Here is a 17,175-nt window from a genome sequence, read left to right as displayed (position 1 = left end):
ACGCGCATGGGCCTGAGTACGTTCTCACTCGCGAGTCCGGCGTTGGTGTGGGGGCTGCGGCTCCTGCTGCTGCTGGCGGTCAGTTGGATCGTGCTGCGGTGGGCAAAAGCGGCCGATCCCGGGATCTGGTCGTATCTGCGGCGCCTGCTCAGCGTCGTGGTCCTCATCGTGCTGGGCACGCTGAACGTCATCGCCCCCGTGAACGCGCAGTACGGCTGGTACGACACCGTGGGTGATCTGCTCTCCACCGTGCGCGACCCGGTGGTTCTACCGCCTCAGACCCACCGAGGCAGCCCCGCTTCCCAGTCGAGCCAGGCCCAGGTCGGGCCTCAGCCCTTCGCCACGATGTCCACCGCCGGGCGGGCGAGCACGAAACTGCATCTGAAGCCGACTGCCAGCGGCGGCTACCAGGAGTTCACCGTGCCCGGTCCGGTAAGCGGCTACACCGGGAAGGTCACCGTCTGGTTCCCGCCCTCCTACCAGGACCCGGCTGCGCGGAACCGTCAATACCCCGTCCTGGAGACCTACCACGGTTATCTACCTTCGCCACTGGCCTACTTCTCGGTCTTCCACATTGACTCGGTCATCGCCCAGAACGTGGCGGCGCACAAGATGCGTGAGCCGGTGGTCCTCATCCCCCATTGGGGGCCGAACCGGCTGGACACCGAATGCGTCAACGGTGGCCCCGGGCACATCCAGATGGAGGATTGGCTTACCCGCGATGTCCCGGCCTGGGCGTACACGCATCTGCGCGTGGCGGCGGGGCGTCAGTCGTGGGCAACGCTCGGCGCCAGCGCGGGTGGCTGGTGTGCGTTGATGAGCACGATGTTGCACCCCAGCACCTATAGCGCCGCCATCTCTTTGGGTGGGTACGCCAAACCCGAGTTCGACCCCTCGTATGTGCCGTTCACTCCAGGCAGTCTTTCCGGGCGCCGCTACGACCTGGTTCAGCTGGCCCGGACCCAGCCCCCCGCCGTTGCACTGTGGGTGCTCAGTTCAGTCCCGGACAAGCTGGCCAATCCACAAAGCACGGCTTTGACGGCGGCGACGCGCCCGCCGGCGTCGGTGACGGCGACGGTGTTGCCCACCGGTGGCCATCGTTCCGAGGTCTGGACGCCGTACTTCCCGTCGGCCCTTGCTTGGCTGGGTAGCAACGCCAGCGGTTTCGCGCCGCTGTAGCGGCCGCTCGGTGCTCGGTCACACTGTTCGCGCCTTGCCCGGCCGGGCAAGGCGGATTGTCTCGGGGGTGTGTCCCCGATGTCGCCATACCGAGGCGGCCGCCCCACCGGAGTGCTGCGGCGGCTGTGTCAGGAACTGTTCGGCCAGGCTGCTCGGGCGGCGCTGACACCCCCTGGGCAACCGTGTGTGGCGAGTTCGGCGCTGCCCCGCCGGGGTCTGCACCGCTCACCCGCGTCGGAGTCGTAACCGCTGCCCGGGCCGGGCCTGTGCGGCCCGATCCACATCGGCGGGAACCACGATCCCGGCGACCGGATAGCCGCCGGTCACGGGATGATCGGCCAGAAAGATGACCGGCTCTCCCCCGCTGGGCACCTGGATCGAACCGCGCACGACTCCTTCGCTGGCCAGCTCCACGCCCTCTTTGTCGGGATGGCGAGCCAGGGTGATTCCATCTGGATTCTCCAGCCGGATGCCAACCCGGTCGCTGCGGTTGGAGACCCGCCAGGACGTTTCGGCCAGCGCACCCGGCTGCGCCAGCCAGTCCGCGCGGGGGCCCGGTTCGTAGGTCAGGACGACTTCGCCTGCTTCCGGCAGGCCCGCCGGGGCGGTTGGCGCGGCGTCGATGCTCGGGACGACCTTTCCGGCGGTGCCGATCGGCAGGAGGGTTCCGGGCAGGACAGGTTCGGGCCCCAGTCCGCACAGCGTGTCGTGTGATCGAGAACCCAGGACCGGTTTCACGTCGATGCCGCCGCGCACCGCAAGGTAGACCCGCAGCCCCCGTTCGGCCATGCCGAGGCTGATCTCCTGTCCGTGTGCCACGTACTGCAAGGCAGCATGGCCGATGGGGCGCCCGGCCACCTGCAGCGGTGCGTCTGCTCCGGTGAGCGCGACCAGGCAGTCGCCGTGTGCTCGGGCGCGGAATCCGCCCAAGGTGATTTCCAATCCGGCGCTCTCGCCTGGGTTGCCGAGAAGCCGCTGGGCCAGGAGGTGGCTGGCGCGGTCCGCGGCGCCGCTGCGCCCGACCCCCAGGTGGGCCAGCCCGGGGCGGCCGAGATCCTGGATGAGGGTGCGCGGCCCGGTTGCCAACACCTCCAGGTAGGTCGAAGTCATGACAGGTCCGCATCGGTGAAGCGCACGCGCATACCTGGGCGCAGCAACGCCGGTGGGGAGGCGCTGGTGTCCCACATGACGGTGTCGGTGCGGCCGAGCAACTGCCAACCCCCTGGCGATGAGCGAGGGTAGACGGCGCTGAACCCCCCGGCCAGGGCTACCGCCCCGTCCGGGACTGTGGTGCGAGGTTCGCGTCGCCGTGGCACCACCAGGCGGTGGTCCCCGCCGAGGAGGTAGAAGAAGCCCGGAGCGAAGCCTCCGAAAGCGACCTGCCACGGTGTGCCGGTGTGTACCTCGATGACCCCGCGGCGGCCGAGGCCCGTGATGTCAGCAACCTCCTCCAGATCGGGACCGTCGTAGTACACGGGGATCTCGATACTGTCGCCGGCCGCGTACTCCCCCGTGTCCAGGTCTGTGGTGCCTACAAGCGCGCGTACCGCCTCCTCGACGGAGCAGAGCTGTGCCGGTGAAGCCACGGTGAGCATGAGGGTGCGCGCTGCCGGCACCACATCGACTACGGCGCCCAGCGCCACTGAAGGATCTGCGGGCGGCAGGGACTGCGTGGCGGTGACCGCCTGTGCGCTTGACTCCCGCGCCGCCCGCAGCGCCGCATCAAGGGCGAGCACCTGCGCTAGCCCGGGTAATTCGATCAGCAGGCCCTCCTGCCCCAGCCGGTGCACGGATATTGACATGTCGCGGCTGTTCGCTTGGCCACCTGGGCCATCAGTTGCTGATCGTGGTTCGTTCACGCCGACACCGCCATCAGGGAAGGAACGGGGCGATCTGCACACCCGCCTCGGTCAGGGCCTGTCGCACCGCCGTAGCCATCGCCAGCGCGCCCGGGGAATCGCCGTGGATACACAGCGAATCGGCGTGAACCTGCAGGTCTGTGCCGTCCAGCGACGCCACGGTGCCCTCGGTGACCAGGCGGACCATCCGCTGCGCCACCACCCGCGGGTCGTGCAGCACCGCGCCGGGCTGCGAGCGAGGCGCCAGCGTACCGTCCGGCAGGTAACCGCGGTCGGCGAACGCTTCGACGGCGGTGCGGATGCCGTTCTCCTGCGCCAGCCGCGTGACGACCCCGCCGGGCAGTCCCAGCAGCACCAGTTGGGGGTTGTATTCCCCGATAGCGCGGACAACAGCGGCGGCTTGCGCTTCATGGTGGACGATGGCGTTGTACAGCGCCCCGTGGGGTTTGACGTAACCGATTGTGGCGCCGGCGACTTGGGCCATCGCTTGCAGAGCGCCGAGTTGATAGATCACGTCGGCAGTCAGTTCGGCGGGTGCCACGTCCATGAAGCGCCGCCCGAACCCGGCCAGGTCGCGGTAGGCCACGTGCGCACCGATGACGACGCCGCGCGAGGCGGCTGCGGCGCACGTGGCTCGGGCCACGCTCGGGTCACCGGCGTGGAAACCGCAGGCGATGTTGGCGCTGCTGACCACCTCGAGCATGGCTTCGTCGTCGCCCATCTGCCAGGCGCCGAAAGACTCGCCAAGGTCAGCGTTGAGGTCGATTCTCATCTCCCCACCTCCGCTGCGGCCGCGATGCCGGCGCCGGTACCAGCCTCAGCGGCAGACCGGCGTCGCCTCAGTGCGCAGTTGAGATCACGCAGCCGCTGAGAGCGAAGTCCCGCGCGGCTGTCCGGATGGACGCCCGCGACAGCCAGACACCGGAGGCAGCCTAGCCATGATGGGTCAATCATGATGTTCCGTATCGACGAAGGTCTGGCCAGCCTAGAACCCGCCGACCTGGTCGCCAGATGGAAAGCCCACCCCGATGGCTGCACCGAGCTCTGTCCGCTCCGCGAGGTCCAGGCATGAGAGTGCTCGTTGTGGCTCCACCGGTGAGGGTCGTTCCTCGCATCACGGCCTCGCCCGGCTGAATTGAGCGGCCTACAGCCGGCGCCGCGAGCGACCCGCGACAGGAGGTCGGGCAGGCCAGGCAGCACACTTCGATTGCTCATCCATTCACCTGGCACACCGGATGCGCCCTGGGTTCGGCGCGCAAGGTTCTCCTGGTCGCGAGCACGGCGCTGCGCTACCAGCCGCCCACGAGCGCCGGCGCACAATGGGCCACGCAGTCCCACCTGACACGAAGGAGACTCCGGTGCCACGAGGCGAGGGTTGGAGCCTGCGGCGTCGCATCCTGCTGTGGTCGGGGGCGATCCTCACCGTGGGGATCCTGGTCGCAGGGCTCGTTTTCGTCGCGGCTCTGGATCGGGTGCTCTACCGAGCTGCTCTCGATGGGGCCCAGACAATCGCCGACCAGGTGGCCTCCGGCATCACCAGCGGCGAACTCACCCCCGGTGGCGCCGCAGCCAAGGACCCCGCCCGGGCAGTGCGCATCCAGATCCTCGACGACGCGGGTCGCGTGGTCGCGGACTCCACCGCGGCGGGCGAGGCCGCCGCCATCAGCAAGGCGGCACCCCGACCTGGCGAATTCGTGAGCCGGCAAGAGGTGGGGGTTGCCGGTCGCCCGGATGAACCGTACGCGGTGGCCGCCCGCGGGGTTCGCGACCCGGCCGGCAGCGCGTACGTGGTGGTGGTGGCCTCACCCCTTGCCGTGGAAGCGTCCACCACCCGCGCGGCTGCCTTACTTCTCGCGCTCGGTTCGGTTGTTCTGCTCCTCGGTCTGCTGCTGCTCATCTGGCGGATCGTTGATCGGGCGCTGGAACCGGTGGAGCAGATCCGCAGTGATGTCGCGGCCATCCAGCGTCTCGGGGTCAACGAACGTGTCGTGGTGCCCGCCTCGGGTGATGAGATCGCTCGCCTCGCCCAGACGATGAACGACCTTCTTGCTCGACTCGAGGGGAAGGAGAGCACGATGAGGCGTTTCATCTCCGACGCCTCCCACGAGTTGCGCAGCCCGCTGACCTCTATCCGGGCCGTGTTGGAGACCTTTGAACACACGGGCGAGTCCCAGAACGAGCGGGACCGGGTGCTCCTGGACGAGGTCGTCCGCATGCAACGGCTCGTGGACAACCTGCTGACCCTGGCAAAAGCGGACGACAACGGTCTTGTCATGGCCCGGCAGGACGTGGACCTGGATGACCTGCTCGATCAAGAAGCCCGCCGTATTCGTGCGTCGAGCAAGGTTCCGGTCCTTACGGAAATCGAGCCGGCCCGGGTGGTGGGAGACCAGGGGCGCCTGGCCCAGTTGCTGCGCAACCTCACCGACAATGCCTTGCGACACACCACCGATGGCATCTACCTGGGCGTCGGGATCCGTGGCGCGCAGGCGATTCTCACCGTCGACAACGACGGGCCGCCCATCGCCGAGGCGGACCGAGAGGCCGTGTTCGAGCGGTTCACCAGGTTGCAGGCTTCTCGAGAACGGGACAGCGGCGGCAGCGGGCTGGGCTTGGCGATCGTGCGCACCATCGCCCGCGCCCACGGCGGGGAGGCCGTGGCCACGCACGACCCGCACGGGCGGTGTCGGTTCGAGGTTCGGTTCCCAGCGCCCTGACCGACGCCCGCGTCGGCGAAGCAGCTGCCGCGGGCGGCGAGCACTCAACGCTGCGGCTAGCTGGCCCCCATCTCACCGGAGCTCGCCCCGGCGACGCCGGGCGACTGGATCATTCGGCCCCGCCATCACGGGGAAGGTACGGGTTGCGTCGCAGCGCTGAGGGCAGCCGAGCGGGAGATGCGTGCCGTGGCGAACACCGCCAACCCCACGGCCAGCAGGGCCGGAATGGCCCAGCCGGGCCGCACCTGGTCGCCCAACACCACAATTCCGATGATCGAGGGCACGACCATCTCGGTGACCCACAGCCAGGCCGAGGCCTCGTTGACCGCATCGCGGCGAGTCTCCAGGGCGCGAGCGAACATCACCGTCCCCACCAGCGAAAACCCGACGATCAGAGCGACCAGTGGCTCGCTGAACACCATCCCCAAAGACAGGCTCGGTAACGCCCGGGCCGCTACCGCCGAACCCGAGTAGGCCAGACCGGCGATCAGCGCGCAGCCGGCTGTGCTCGGATGCCGGTACCCGTACACGGCGAGAATGACCGCCAGAGCTAACCCGGCACCGGCAACGAACGGCAGACCGGCAGGGCTGTGCGTGGGCGGACCGGGTAAGGAAGCGGCCACCACGACGGCACAGGCCAGACAGACGAGGATGACGGCCATCCAGATGCTGGGTGCCGGTCTCACCCCCAGCACCACCGAGCTGAGCACCACGGTCAAGGCCAGCGAAGCGGCCAGCACGGTCTGTACCGCGAGCAGGGGCAGATGCTGCATGGCCAGCAGTGACAGACCCCATCCCGCAAGATCGAGAGCGCCGCCGGTGAGGTACCACGGGTGTAGGACGACCCTCAGTCCTGCTGTGCGCCGGGCCGCTACGGCTTGGGCCACAGCGGCGGCGCCCATGGCCGCGGAGGCCAGCAGCGCAGCGAGGACGGAAAGGAGCATCACTGCACCTCGCTGGCATCGTCGGGGGCCTGTCTGCGGGCCACGACCGTGATCTGCCGCAGGCTCACGTTGATGTCCCTCAGCGTGCGGTCCGAGGCGGACCGAGGCAGTATCACGCGGCAACTCTAGGCAACTGTCGAAGCGGCGCTGCGGCCGCGGGGACGCAGGCACCGGATAGCCGTGACGAGTCGCCCTCACCAGCGGCAGGTCGATCCGAGTGAGCGCCTCCGAGCGTTGCCGACGACGAGGGTGTCGAGCCGAACTGGTTTGGATGGCTGCTGATCACAGTTGCCCGCCGAAGGTGATGTCCAGGTCTCGTGCACCGCCACCGGCGTGTGCCACGGACAGCCGCGCGGTGCTGCCGGGGCGGAGCGCCCGTACCGCCCCGACCAGAGCGTCAGAGCTGGACACCGGCCTGCCGTCGATGGCCGTGACGATATCCCCGGAACGTAGCTTGGCCTGCGCTGCTGGACTGTCGGGTGCTACCTGCAGGATCCCCGCGCCGCTGATCGTGCGGTTGTCCTGCTGGTAACTCGCGTCCTGCAGACGAACGCCAAGCGTTGCGTGCTCGGCGTGGCCGTTCTGAATGATCTGGGTCGTGACGTTCTCGACTTCACCGATCGGGATGGCGAAGCCGATGCCGATGCTGCCACCCTGCCCGCCGCCGGCGCTGAGGGAAGCGATCGCCGAATTGATGCCGATGAGCCGACCGTAGGAATCGACCAGGGCTCCCCCGCTGTTGCCCGGGTTGATGGCGGCGCTGGTCTGGATGGCATCTGTCACGACAGGGGTGAGCGCATCCGCCGCCGACGCGCCCTCCGGCGTCGGTGCGCGGGTGAGGACGGGACGGCCCAGCGCACTGACAATGCCGGTGGTGGCGGTGCCGGATAGACCCAACGGATTGCCCAACGCCATGACGGGGTCCCCGACCTTCACCCCGGTCGCGTTGGCCCGTGGCAGTGGCCTCAGACTCTGCGGCGGGTGGGTCAGGCGCAGTACGGCCAGGTCGGTGGTGGGGTCGGCCCCCAGAACCGTGGCCGGGTAGCTTTCCTGGGCGCCGATTCGAACAGTGATATGAGCCCCGGGCGCGGCGACGACGTGATCGTTGGTGACGATGTCTCCGCGGGTGTCCCACAGCACGCCGGAACCCTCGTCAGCTTGGTCGGGGGTGCTGACCGAGATGGCCACGACTCCAGGCGTGGTCTTCGCCGCCACGGCCGCCCAACTGGGTGTGGCGGCTGGATTGCTCTGAGCGGGTGTGACACTGGCCAGCGGCGTCCACGCGGCGCTGCGGTCAAGGGTGGAGGTGGCGGCCATGGTCAAGGCGGACGCCGCGACCGCGCTGAGCACGGACACGGTGACGATCTCACCCCAGCGGCGCTGACCCGAGGCTCGCCGAGCGTTGACGGGCAGCGCCCCCGCCTGATCTTCATAGGTGGCCGCGGGGGCGACATTCTCTGGTTCGTGCATGCCGGGCTCCGTCTCGGGTGGATCTCTGCTGGTGATCATCACGGTCCGCCCCTGATGCGAAGAACAACCTGAGAAGGACGCGTGGCCGCACGATCACGGCAGCGGTGCGACCCCCCTCGCGTCCCGGTCACTACTCTCCCGGGTCATTGCGCGGACGGCGCCGAGAGCAGGCGGTAGCCCATTCCGCGAACCGTTTGCAGGGTGTGCACCCCGAAGGCGACGTCGATCTTCTTGCGTAGATAGCCGATGTAGACCTCGACGATGTTCTCGCTGCCCTCGAAGGCCGGATCCCAGACGTTGTCCAGGATCTCCGCTTTAGAGAGCACATCGTCCGGGTGGCGCATGAGGTAGTGCAGCAGCGCGAACTCTTTCGCGGTCAAGGCCACGGGTTCCCCGTCCCGCGTGACCGTGCGCCGGTTGGGGTCGAGTTGCAGGTCCCCGACGCTCAACACGACGGGGCGTTGCGGCCCCCCGCGGCGGATGAGCGCTCGCAGTCGTGCCACCAGGACGATGAAACTGAACGGTTTGGTCAGGTAGTCATCAGCGCCCAGGTCGAATGCGTCGGTCTGGTCGTATTCCCCGTCCTTGGCCGTCAGCATGAGGGCCGGCGTCCATATCTTGCGTTCCCGGACGTTGCGCAGTACGTCGTAGCCGTTACGCCCGGGCAGCATGATGTCCAGCACCAGCACGTCATAGGGGTTTTCGCTCGCCAGCCATTCGCCGGTGACCCCGTCATGTGCGACGTCGACGACGAACCCTTCCCGGCTCAATCCCTGCCGTAGCGATTCGGCGAGCACCTTCTCGTCCTCGACCAGCAACACCCGCATCGGTCTACCCCCTCGCTGCTGCTCACTACTCGACGAGCGTGTCGTCGCCGGTACGGGTACCGAGTTCGGGGAACGGGTCTGCACCGGCCAGGTAGCGTCCCGTGGCGTTGAGGAAGGCCAGTACCGGGACGGCGAACAACGCACCGGAGATCCCGTATAGATAGGCGCCCACGGCGACGACCACGATGACCGCCAGCGGATGCAGCGCGACCGCGTGACCCATTAGGAATGGTTGCAGGACATGCGCCTCCAGGAAGTGAACGCACACCACGACGCCGAGCATGATGAGTGCGCTCACCGGGCCGAGCGCGACGAGGGCGATCAGGGTGGGCACGATGCCCGCCACGATCACGCCGACGATCGGCACAAAGGCACTGAGAAAGACGAGCATGACGATGGATCCCAACAGGGGCAGCCCCAACGCGAACGCGCCCAGCGCGATCCCTAGTGAATCGACTGCCGCCACCACGACCTGCGTGCGCGCGTAGGCACTCACGCTTACCCAACCTCGACGGGTCGCTTCGAAGAGCGGACGGCGGGTCGCGCGGGGCAGGAATGAGACGAGAAAGGCCCAGATCTTCGCCCCGTCACAGAGGAAGAAGAATGTGGCGATGAGGCAGATGAAGGTGCCCGCGATCATCTCCACCGCCCGGCTCCCGACATCGAAGAAACCTGTCGACAGCTCACTGATGTGGGCTTTGAGCGCCAGCTGTGCCTGGGTGAGGTAGGCGGCCAGTTGCCCGCCGGTGACGTGCAGCGGGCCGGTGCGCAACCACGAGGTAATCGCTGCGACACCAGATTGCACGCCCTCGGTCATCTTAGGCGCCCCCGCCGCGATCTGGCTGATCGCCACCGTTGACCCCGCCACGATGAAGCAGAGCAGGAGCAACAACGCCAGGAGAGCCGTCACCGGCCGAGGCAGCGGGCTGTGCTGATCCAGCCAACTAACCAACGGATGCAGCAGCGCCGCGAGAAGGACGGCCACGGCCAACGGCACCACGACGATGCTGACCGCCGCGACGACCTGGGCGAGCAGATAGCTGGCTGCCGCCAGCAGGATCAGGATCCCCGACCAGGCGCCGGCGACGAGAACGGGATACGGCAGGTGCCGGCGACTGATCAGCGGCGCGGCATCCCGAGTCGAACCGAGGCTCGGCTCCGGTACGAGAGGCATCGCGAGCTGGGGGGCCGTCTCGTGAAGGGGTGCGTGGACCTTGTGAGGGGCTGGGCGAGCACGTCGCATGGCTGTCTCCTTAGGTTGCTCGGCCCACCAGCGATGGACGCGGCAAGGATAGAGCCCGTGTCCTGAGCGCTGCCTGAGGCCACCGGTTCCCCGCTTCGCCGACCGTTGCCGAGCCCCGCGCCGGACGTCGTGCAGTTTCGCGCCTCCTACCGCGGGATGAGGCGCCTGCCGCGGGCGAAACCTACGATGGTTCGGGTGCGACGCCCCCCTGTGATCGACCTGGTGCTCGGTGGCCTGGCGCTGTGTGTCAGCGCCATGGAGGCCACTTTCATCCTCGAGTACGGGCCGTATTGGGCTTACCTGGCCAATCTAGCGATTCACCTGGTGTTGAGCGTGGCGTTGCTGCTTCGCCGCACAAAACCGCGCACGGCGTTCATCGTGACCTTCGCGGCGATGGCGGCACTGGCGCTGGTGGTCTTCACCAGCCCGGTCAACCTCGGGGTCACTCCCCTGCTGTTCTGCGCCCCGATCAGCCTGTGGACCGTGACGCGCTGGGTGCCCAACCCGTGGTGGGGGCTGGCCGGGCTGCTGTTGACCCTGGTGGGCTCGTTCGGCAGCCCGGTGGTGCAGATGTGGACTCGCGCCAGCCTGCTGCTGCATGTGCTGTTGTGCGTCATCACCTACTTGTGGGCAGCGACCTTGGCGCGCAATGACGCTGCGCATCGACGTGCCGTGGCACGTCAGCAGCGCCAAGCCCGGCAAGCTGCCCAGGAGGCCGCGCAGTCGGCGGCCGCCCAGGAGCGGATTCGGATCGCCCGGGAGTTGCACGACATCGTCGCGCACAGCCTCACCGTCGTGCAGGTGCAGGCCACCTCCGGGCTGGCCATCGGCACTCCCGAGGCTGTGCGCTCAGCGCTGGAGAACACCCGGGACGCCTCCCGGGACGCCCTGGCCGAGGTGCGCTCCCTGGTGGGGGTGCTGCGGGCGCAGGACCAGACGCCGGTCGGTGACGTGACGACGATCCCGTACCTGGTGCATCAAGCTCGCGCCAACGGTGTGGCGATAACCACGGAGCTGCCCGACCCGGACACCTTGCGCGCCTGGCAGAGCAGTTGGCCGACACCGGCCCGCCTGGCGATGGTGCGTGCTGTTCAAGAGGCACTGACCAACGTCGTCAAACACGGCGGCCCCAACCCGCAGGCTCACCTTCGGGTCTCCCAGGAAGGCCAGGACGTCCTCATGCATCTCAGCAACCCCATCCCAGCCTCGGATGGGTCGCAGGTAGCGCCGTCCGAACGAGGCGCGGGACATGACCTGCTCGGTTTACGAGAACGCGCCAACCTGGTGGGCGGCCGGTTCTCGGCCGAGAGGGTCGAGGACGAGTTCGTCGTGAGGTTCAGCGCGCCACTGTCATCAGCGACGACAACTGGGCTGCAGACCTCCTAGGTCGGGGCTCCCGCGACCTCACGGCTGATGGTGGGCTGGTGCCGCCGGCCACAACAGAGCTGAGGCGGCAGGAAGCAATCAGCTACGACGCACTTCGCGGTCAGGACCTCGTGTCCGCAGCCCCCTTGCAGGCGGCCGACACGCGGGGGTAGCCTCCATGCAATTCCTTACGGATGTCGAGCTTGTTACTCGAAAGAGGCAATACTCGGGGCCGGAGTGCGCGTCATTACTCTGCCTGCGATGTGTTGCCTCTTTTTCGTATCGGCACTGCGGCCCGCGGCGAAACACCAATCGTTCCCGTAGAACTTCATTCGTCGACACGGTAGTCGGCGCCGCAGGAAGGGCTTCTCATGGCTGAGCCGGTACGTGACTATCCAAAACTCGCCCACGACATCCTCGACGCCGTCGGGGGAACGGACAACGTCGTGAACGCCACGCGATGCGCCACCCGACTGCGTCTGGTCCTGCGGACCACTCCAGCGGGCGCCAGGGCCGCGGTGACGCAGATGCCAGGAGTTATCACCGTGGTTGAAAACGGGGGGCAATTCCAGGTCGTCATCGGCGCCCACGTCGGTGAGGTTCACGACGCGTTCATTGACGCCGCTCACCTGGATGGCGCTCGACACGAGGGCGACGCGCCCAAGCAATCAGTGCTCAATCGGGTCATCGCCACGATGTCCGCAGTGTTCGCGCCCTTCATCTACATCCTCGCCGCTGCCGGCATCCTTCAGGGTTCTCTCATCTTGACCACGATGGCGTGGCCTGACTTTGAAAAGACGGGCGCCTTCGAGGTTCTCTCTTTCATGTCGTGGACGCCGTTCACGTTCCTGCCCATCTTCATCGCCATCACCGCGGCCAGGCACTTCAAGGTCAACACCTTCATCGCTGTCCTGTGCTGCGCCGCAATCATGAATCCCACGTGGGGCGAGATTGCAGCCCGCATCGGCGAAGGCGAACACGTCACCTTCTTCGGACTTCCCCTCACGCAGACCGTGTACACGAGTTCGGTCCTGCCGCCGTTGTTCCTGGTGTGGGTGCTGTCCTACCTCGAGCGCGGACTCTCCCGGGTGCTGCGCGGCACAGCCAAGCAGCTTTTCGAACCGTTCATCTGCCTGATCGTCATGGTGCCGCTGACCCTGTTGCTCATTGGTCCGCTCAGCGCCGGCGCCGCTAGCGGCCTCGCCAACGGTTACAACGCGCTCGTCGCGGCTGCGCCGCCCGTCGCCGCCGCCCTCATCGGAGGCTTCTGGCAGGTGGCGGTCATCTTCGGCATCCACTGGGGTGTCACCCCGATGGTGCTGGAGAACTTCGACAAGTACGGCCAGGATTCCTTCCAAGCCTTCCAAACCGCCGCGGTAATCGGTCAGGTCGGCGCGGCATTCGGTGTCTTCCTTCGGTCGCGCAACCGGCAGATGAAGGGCGTCGCCGCTTCCGCGGCCGCCACCGGATTCTTCGGCATCACCGAACCCGCGATCTACGGCGTGACGCTTCGCCTCAAAAAGCCGTTCGTCATGGGCTGCATCGGCGGCGCGGTGGGAGCCGTCATCATCGCGATCTTCGGTGCCCGCCAATACGTGTATGCGGGTCTGCCCGGTCCACTCACCATCGTCAACGCCCACAAGGCCGGGACATCCTCGCTGCTGTGGGTATCGGTAGGCGCCCTGGTGGCGTTCCTCCTGGCAGCAGTCCTGGTCATCGTCACCGGCTTCGACGATCCCGCAGAGGACCTCGGCACCGACGTCGAAGCCGCCGGCAACTCAACGACCGAGGCTGCAAGCGCGACCGCTGTCCTGGCCGCGGGTGAAGACACCATCGCGGTGAGCGCCCCGGTCAGCGGCCACCTGCTGCCCCTCGGCGAGGTACCCGACCCCGTTTTCGCCTCCGGCGCGATGGGACGCGGCGTGGCCATCGAACCCTCCGATTCCACGGTGTACGCGCCCTGCGACGGGGAGGTCGTCGCGCTCATGCCGCACGCGATCGGACTGCGTTCGAACCGCGGCCTTGAACTTCTCATCCACGTCGGAATCGACACCGTTCGACTCCAGGGTCGTGGCTTCACCGCCCGCGTGAGCTCAGGTGAGCGCGTCCGCGCCGGTGACGCCCTCATGGACTTCGATCGCGGCGTCATCGCCGAGGCGGGCTTTGCCGCGACCACCCTCCTGGTCGTCACCAACACCGCGGCCTACGCCGACGTCGTTCCCGAGGAGCGCACTGACGTCGAGCATGGTGACCCGGTACTCACCGCCATCCGGCGGCCGAGCGAGGTTCCTGACCCGTCCGCCACCACCGCGTGATACCTGAGAGGCCTGTATGAGCACATCATCGGTTTTTCCTGACGGCTTCCTTTGGGGCGGCGCCGTCGCGGCCCACCAGCTCGAGGGCGGATGGGATGCCGGAGGTAAGGGACCCAGTGTCGTGGACGTCCTCACCGCCGGCGCCCACGGAGTGCCACGCCGCGTCACCGAGACCGTGGAACCGGGCGAGTTCTACCCCAACCACGAAGCCGTCGACTTCTACCACCGGTTTCGTGAGGACATCGCGCTCTTTGCCGAGATGGGCCTGCGATGCTTCCGCACCTCCATCGCCTGGTCGCGCATCTTTCCCAGAGGCGACGAGAGTGAGCCGAACCAGGAGGGGCTGGCGTTCTACGACGATCTGTTCGATGAGCTCCTGGCCCGCGGCATCGAACCCGTCGTCACGCTGTCGCATTTCGAGATGCCGCTGTACCTAGCCCGCGAGTACGGCGGCTTCCGCTCTCGTGAACTGGTCGATTTCTTTGAGCGGTTCGCCCGAGTCTGCATCGAGCGATATCACTCCAAGGTTCGGTACTGGATGACGTTCAACGAGATCAACAACCAGATGAACACGGAGTCGCCCCTATTCCTGTGGACGAACTCGGGCGTCACCGTCGCGGCTGGAGAAGACGCTCAAGAGGTCATGTACCGGGCAGGTCATCACGAACTTCTCGCCAGCGCCCGGGCGGTGGCCGTCGGTCGCGAGATCGACCCCGACCTGCAGATCGGCTGCATGATCTCCAGCGCGACGATCTACCCCTATTCATGTGACCCGGCGGACATGATGGCCTACCAAAGGGCTAACCACGACCGCTTCTTCTTCCCCGACGTGCACGTGCGAGGACGCTACCCCCGGTACGCCCTGAAAGAGTTCGAACGCCAGGGTTGGGATGTCGGCATCCGGGACGGCGACGAGGCCATCCTTGCGGCCGGCACCGTCGACTACATCGGTTTCAGCTACTACATGTCGGTCGTCGTACGTGCCACCGAAGACACAGACCTCGACGAGGCCAACGTCGTCTCCGGCGGACTCAAGGGTGCGGTGGCGAACCCCTATATCAGCACCACCGAATGGGGTTGGCCGATTGATCCGGTCGGCCTGCGCTTCACTCTCAACGTGCTGCAAGAGCGCTACGACCTACCGCTGTTCATTGTCGAGAACGGCTTCGGCGCCGTCGACGAGGTGGCGCCGGACGGGGCCGTTCACGACCAAGCACGTATCGCCTACCTGCGAGAGCACATCGAGCAGATGCGCCTCGCGGTGACCGAGGACGGGGTGAACCTCATCGGGTACACGCCGTGGGGGATCATCGATCTGGTCTCGTTCACCACCGGCGAGATGAAGAAGCGCTACGGGATGATCTACGTCGACCGAGACAACGAAGGCAACGGGACACTAGAACGGCGACCCAAGGATTCGTTCGCCTGGTACAAGCACGTCATCAGCAGCAATGGCGCGGACCTCTGAAGCGACGTCGGGTCTCGGGCGATGTCGTCGCCCCCCGCCCGCACCACACCACCAGTAGGAGGAGCCCTGTGCAGGTTGTTCGGGTGCTCAACAACAACGCCGTTCTGGCTCAGCGGAACGACGGCACCCGGGTTGTCCTCATGGGCAAGGGACTCGGTTTCGGACGCCATCTCGGTGACCCGGTGGACGTCGCCTCCGTGACGCAGACGTTCGTGCCTGACGGCGAGCATTCGATCGGTCGGCTGGCCGGCCTGCTCGGTGATCTCCCCTTGGAGATCACCGAAACCGCAGGCCGCATCGTTGGCGCCTATCGCAGGCGCACCGGGCTGGAACCGACCCAGGCACTCCTGCTCGCGGTGGCGGATCATCTCAGCGTGGCGGTGCGCCACCGTGATCACGAGGCGGCAGCGTACCCGCTGGCGTGGGAGGTGGCTCAACTCTTCCCGGAGGAGCTGGCCGCCGGTCGTGAGGCCCTGGACATCATTGCCAGCGACCATGATGTGCGGCTGCCGCCGGAGGAGGCCACCGCTTTCGCTCTGCACTTCGTCAACGCCCAGGTGGCGGGGCGCAACATGGCCCATACCGTGGCCATGACTCACCGGATCCGACAGGTGCTTTCGGTCGTAGCTGCGGCGTTCGATACCGCGCTGGACGACCAATCGATGTCGGTAGCTCGTTTCGTCACCCATCTGCGATACCTCTTCGTCCGCCTGGCCCAACAGGGACAGGTGACCCAGGCGCCCGCGCTCCTGATCGAGTCGATACGTACTGCTCACCCGAACTCCTGGCGGGTGGCCGAGCGGTTGCAGGGGGTGCTGGTGATGGACGGGCACCACCTCAACGAGGCTGAACTCTCTTATCTGACTCTGCATGTGGCTCGCCTGGCCACCGATGTGGGAGTCGCAACGTGACCCGGTGCCCGCCTTCGTCGATCATGTCGACGACAACCTGGTGAGCAGCCGGTTCCGGGCCGAAAGGTCGAGGACGAGTTCGTCGTGAGGTTCAGTGCGCCGCTGTCATCGGCGAGGACAACAACTGGGCAGGGAGAAACGCTGTGAGCGAGACGATCCGGGTGGCGATCACCGACGACCAGCCGTTGCTGGTCTCGGCGTTCAGCGCGCTCATCGACGCCCAACCCGACATGTGCGTCGCGGCCCAAGCCGGCAACGGCTACGAAGCCGTCGAAGCGGTGTTGGCCGGCGAAGAAGCCATCGACGTCATCCTCATGGACATTCGGATGCCGGGCCTGGATGGCATCAAGGCCACCGAGCGCATCGTGGCGGCCGGAGGCCGGCCCCGCGTACTGGTGTTGACGACCTTCAACCTGGATGAATTGGTGCTCGGGGCGCTCGCGGCCGGCGCCCGCGGGTTCCTCCTGAAGGATGCCGACCCAGCAGTGCTGCTCGATTCGATCCGGGCGGTGCATCGAGGTGAAGCCGTCATCGACCCGCAGGCGGCTCCGGCCGTCTTGGAAGCGCTACGCGAGCCTGCAGGTCTACAGCCAGCGCAGCAACGACAGGCCGCGGCACCAATACTCGCGGAGTTGACCCCGCGCGAGTTGGAGGTGCTGTGCCTGATCGCGCGGGGGCACACCAATACCGAGATCGGTACCGAGCTGTTCATCGCCGAGACGACCGTGAAGACCCACGTGGGCAACCTGCTGATGAAGTTGCACGCCCGCGACCGGGTGGCGCTGGTCGTCTTGGCGCACGCCGCCGGACTGGTGTCCGGGGACGGCCCGATCCTGCTGCCCTGAGACCGGTTCCGGACTGCCTGGGCTCGCTGCAG

At 67.2% G+C, this 17,175-nt stretch carries 14 protein-coding genes; 7 read left to right on the top strand and 7 right to left on the bottom strand.

Annotated elements, in window-relative coordinates; all coding sequences use genetic code 11:
* Positions 1-6 precede the first annotated feature (6 nt).
* Complete coding sequence (locus tag G9V96_RS01595; RefSeq protein WP_168581465.1) at positions 7-1,179, top strand: alpha/beta hydrolase; 1,173 nt, start codon at positions 7-9, stop codon at positions 1,177-1,179.
* A 225-nt stretch (positions 1,180-1,404) separates the two neighbouring features.
* Here G9V96_RS01595 and G9V96_RS01590 read toward each other — a convergent pair whose 3' ends face one another.
* The 3 genes from G9V96_RS01590 to G9V96_RS01580 all read right to left on the bottom strand — a co-directional run bounded on the left by G9V96_RS01590 (position 1,405) and on the right by G9V96_RS01580 (position 3,810).
* Positions 1,405-2,289 (bottom strand): 5-oxoprolinase subunit C family protein, encoded by an 885-nt coding sequence (locus tag G9V96_RS01590; protein ID WP_168581464.1) that lies wholly within the window; start codon positions 2,287-2,289, stop codon positions 1,405-1,407.
* Positions 2,286-2,981, bottom strand: a complete 696-nt coding sequence (locus G9V96_RS01585) for a 5-oxoprolinase subunit B family protein (protein WP_168581463.1) — start codon at positions 2,979-2,981, stop codon at positions 2,286-2,288. The genes G9V96_RS01590 and G9V96_RS01585 overlap by 4 nt, the downstream gene beginning before the upstream one ends.
* 70 nt (positions 2,982-3,051) lie before the next feature.
* A complete protein-coding gene (locus G9V96_RS01580; protein WP_168581462.1) occupies positions 3,052-3,810 on the bottom strand; it encodes a LamB/YcsF family protein in 759 nt (252 codons plus the stop codon).
* A gap of 586 nt (positions 3,811-4,396) precedes the next feature.
* Between G9V96_RS01580 and G9V96_RS01575 the strand changes: the two genes are divergently transcribed.
* Positions 4,397-5,755, top strand: a complete 1,359-nt coding sequence (locus G9V96_RS01575) for a sensor histidine kinase (RefSeq protein ID WP_168581461.1) — start codon at positions 4,397-4,399, stop codon at positions 5,753-5,755.
* A 125-nt stretch (positions 5,756-5,880) separates the two neighbouring features.
* Here G9V96_RS01575 and G9V96_RS01570 read toward each other — a convergent pair whose 3' ends face one another.
* The 4 genes from G9V96_RS01570 to G9V96_RS01555 all read right to left on the bottom strand — a co-directional run bounded on the left by G9V96_RS01570 (position 5,881) and on the right by G9V96_RS01555 (position 10,239).
* Complete coding sequence (locus tag G9V96_RS01570; protein ID WP_168581460.1) at positions 5,881-6,699, bottom strand: hypothetical protein; 819 nt, start codon at positions 6,697-6,699, stop codon at positions 5,881-5,883.
* A gap of 282 nt (positions 6,700-6,981) precedes the next feature.
* Positions 6,982-8,169: a trypsin-like peptidase domain-containing protein gene (locus G9V96_RS01565; RefSeq protein WP_168581459.1), complete on the bottom strand. Its 1,188-nt coding sequence runs from the start codon at positions 8,167-8,169 to the stop codon at positions 6,982-6,984.
* A 143-nt stretch (positions 8,170-8,312) separates the two neighbouring features.
* On the bottom strand, positions 8,313-8,996 hold the full coding sequence (locus G9V96_RS01560; protein WP_168581458.1) for a response regulator transcription factor: 684 nt from the start codon (positions 8,994-8,996) through the stop codon (positions 8,313-8,315).
* A gap of 25 nt (positions 8,997-9,021) precedes the next feature.
* Positions 9,022-10,239: an AI-2E family transporter gene (locus G9V96_RS01555; protein WP_168581457.1), complete on the bottom strand. Its 1,218-nt coding sequence runs from the start codon at positions 10,237-10,239 to the stop codon at positions 9,022-9,024.
* Positions 10,240-10,434: 195 nt separating this feature from the next.
* On the opposite strand from G9V96_RS01555, the gene G9V96_RS01550 reads away from it, so the two are divergent.
* The 5 genes from G9V96_RS01550 (at position 10,435) to G9V96_RS01530 (ending at position 17,143) form a co-directional block, all read left to right on the top strand.
* On the top strand, positions 10,435-11,625 hold the full coding sequence (locus tag G9V96_RS01550) for a sensor histidine kinase (RefSeq protein ID WP_168581456.1): 1,191 nt from the start codon (positions 10,435-10,437) through the stop codon (positions 11,623-11,625).
* A 350-nt stretch (positions 11,626-11,975) separates the two neighbouring features.
* Entirely contained in the window at positions 11,976-13,919 is a 1,944-nt protein-coding gene (locus G9V96_RS01545; RefSeq protein WP_168581455.1) for a glucose PTS transporter subunit IIA, read from the top strand.
* A 16-nt stretch (positions 13,920-13,935) separates the two neighbouring features.
* Positions 13,936-15,387, top strand: a complete 1,452-nt coding sequence (locus G9V96_RS01540; protein WP_168581454.1) for a 6-phospho-beta-glucosidase — start codon at positions 13,936-13,938, stop codon at positions 15,385-15,387.
* A 68-nt stretch (positions 15,388-15,455) separates the two neighbouring features.
* Positions 15,456-16,298 carry a PRD domain-containing protein gene (locus tag G9V96_RS01535; protein WP_168581453.1) on the top strand — a complete coding sequence of 281 codons (843 nt, stop codon included), beginning with the start codon at positions 15,456-15,458 and terminating at the stop codon, positions 16,296-16,298.
* Positions 16,299-16,441: 143 nt separating this feature from the next.
* Positions 16,442-17,143, top strand: a complete 702-nt coding sequence (locus G9V96_RS01530) for a response regulator (protein ID WP_168581452.1) — start codon at positions 16,442-16,444, stop codon at positions 17,141-17,143.
* Positions 17,144-17,175 lie beyond the last annotated feature (32 nt).

The sequence above is a fragment of the Gephyromycinifex aptenodytis genome, assembly GCF_012277275.1.
GTDB classification, from domain to species: domain Bacteria; phylum Actinomycetota; class Actinomycetes; order Actinomycetales; family Dermatophilaceae; genus Gephyromycinifex; species Gephyromycinifex aptenodytis.
This window is presented reverse-complemented; position numbering and strand designations above follow the sequence as displayed.

What these genes read in the sequence shown, in the direction of transcription:
- G9V96_RS01555 (WP_168581457.1), bottom strand. Translation starts at nt 10,239, where the DNA reads ATGCGACGTGCTCGCCCAGCCCCTCACAAGGTCCACGCACCCCTTCAC.
- G9V96_RS01570 (WP_168581460.1), bottom strand. Translation starts at nt 6,699, where the DNA reads ATGCTCCTTTCCGTCCTCGCTGCGCTGCTGGCCTCCGCGGCCATGGGC.
- G9V96_RS01540 (WP_168581454.1), top strand. Translation starts at nt 13,936, where the DNA reads ATGAGCACATCATCGGTTTTTCCTGACGGCTTCCTTTGGGGCGGCGCC.
- G9V96_RS01595 (WP_168581465.1), top strand. Translation starts at nt 7, where the DNA reads ATGGGCCTGAGTACGTTCTCACTCGCGAGTCCGGCGTTGGTGTGGGGG.
- G9V96_RS01585 (WP_168581463.1), bottom strand. Translation starts at nt 2,981, where the DNA reads ATGTCAATATCCGTGCACCGGCTGGGGCAGGAGGGCCTGCTGATCGAA.
- G9V96_RS01580 (WP_168581462.1), bottom strand. Translation starts at nt 3,810, where the DNA reads ATGAGAATCGACCTCAACGCTGACCTTGGCGAGTCTTTCGGCGCCTGG.
- G9V96_RS01545 (WP_168581455.1), top strand. Translation starts at nt 11,976, where the DNA reads ATGGCTGAGCCGGTACGTGACTATCCAAAACTCGCCCACGACATCCTC.
- G9V96_RS01590 (WP_168581464.1), bottom strand. Translation starts at nt 2,289, where the DNA reads ATGACTTCGACCTACCTGGAGGTGTTGGCAACCGGGCCGCGCACCCTC.
- G9V96_RS01560 (WP_168581458.1), bottom strand. Translation starts at nt 8,996, where the DNA reads ATGCGGGTGTTGCTGGTCGAGGACGAGAAGGTGCTCGCCGAATCGCTA.
- G9V96_RS01565 (WP_168581459.1), bottom strand. Translation starts at nt 8,169, where the DNA reads ATGCACGAACCAGAGAATGTCGCCCCCGCGGCCACCTATGAAGATCAG.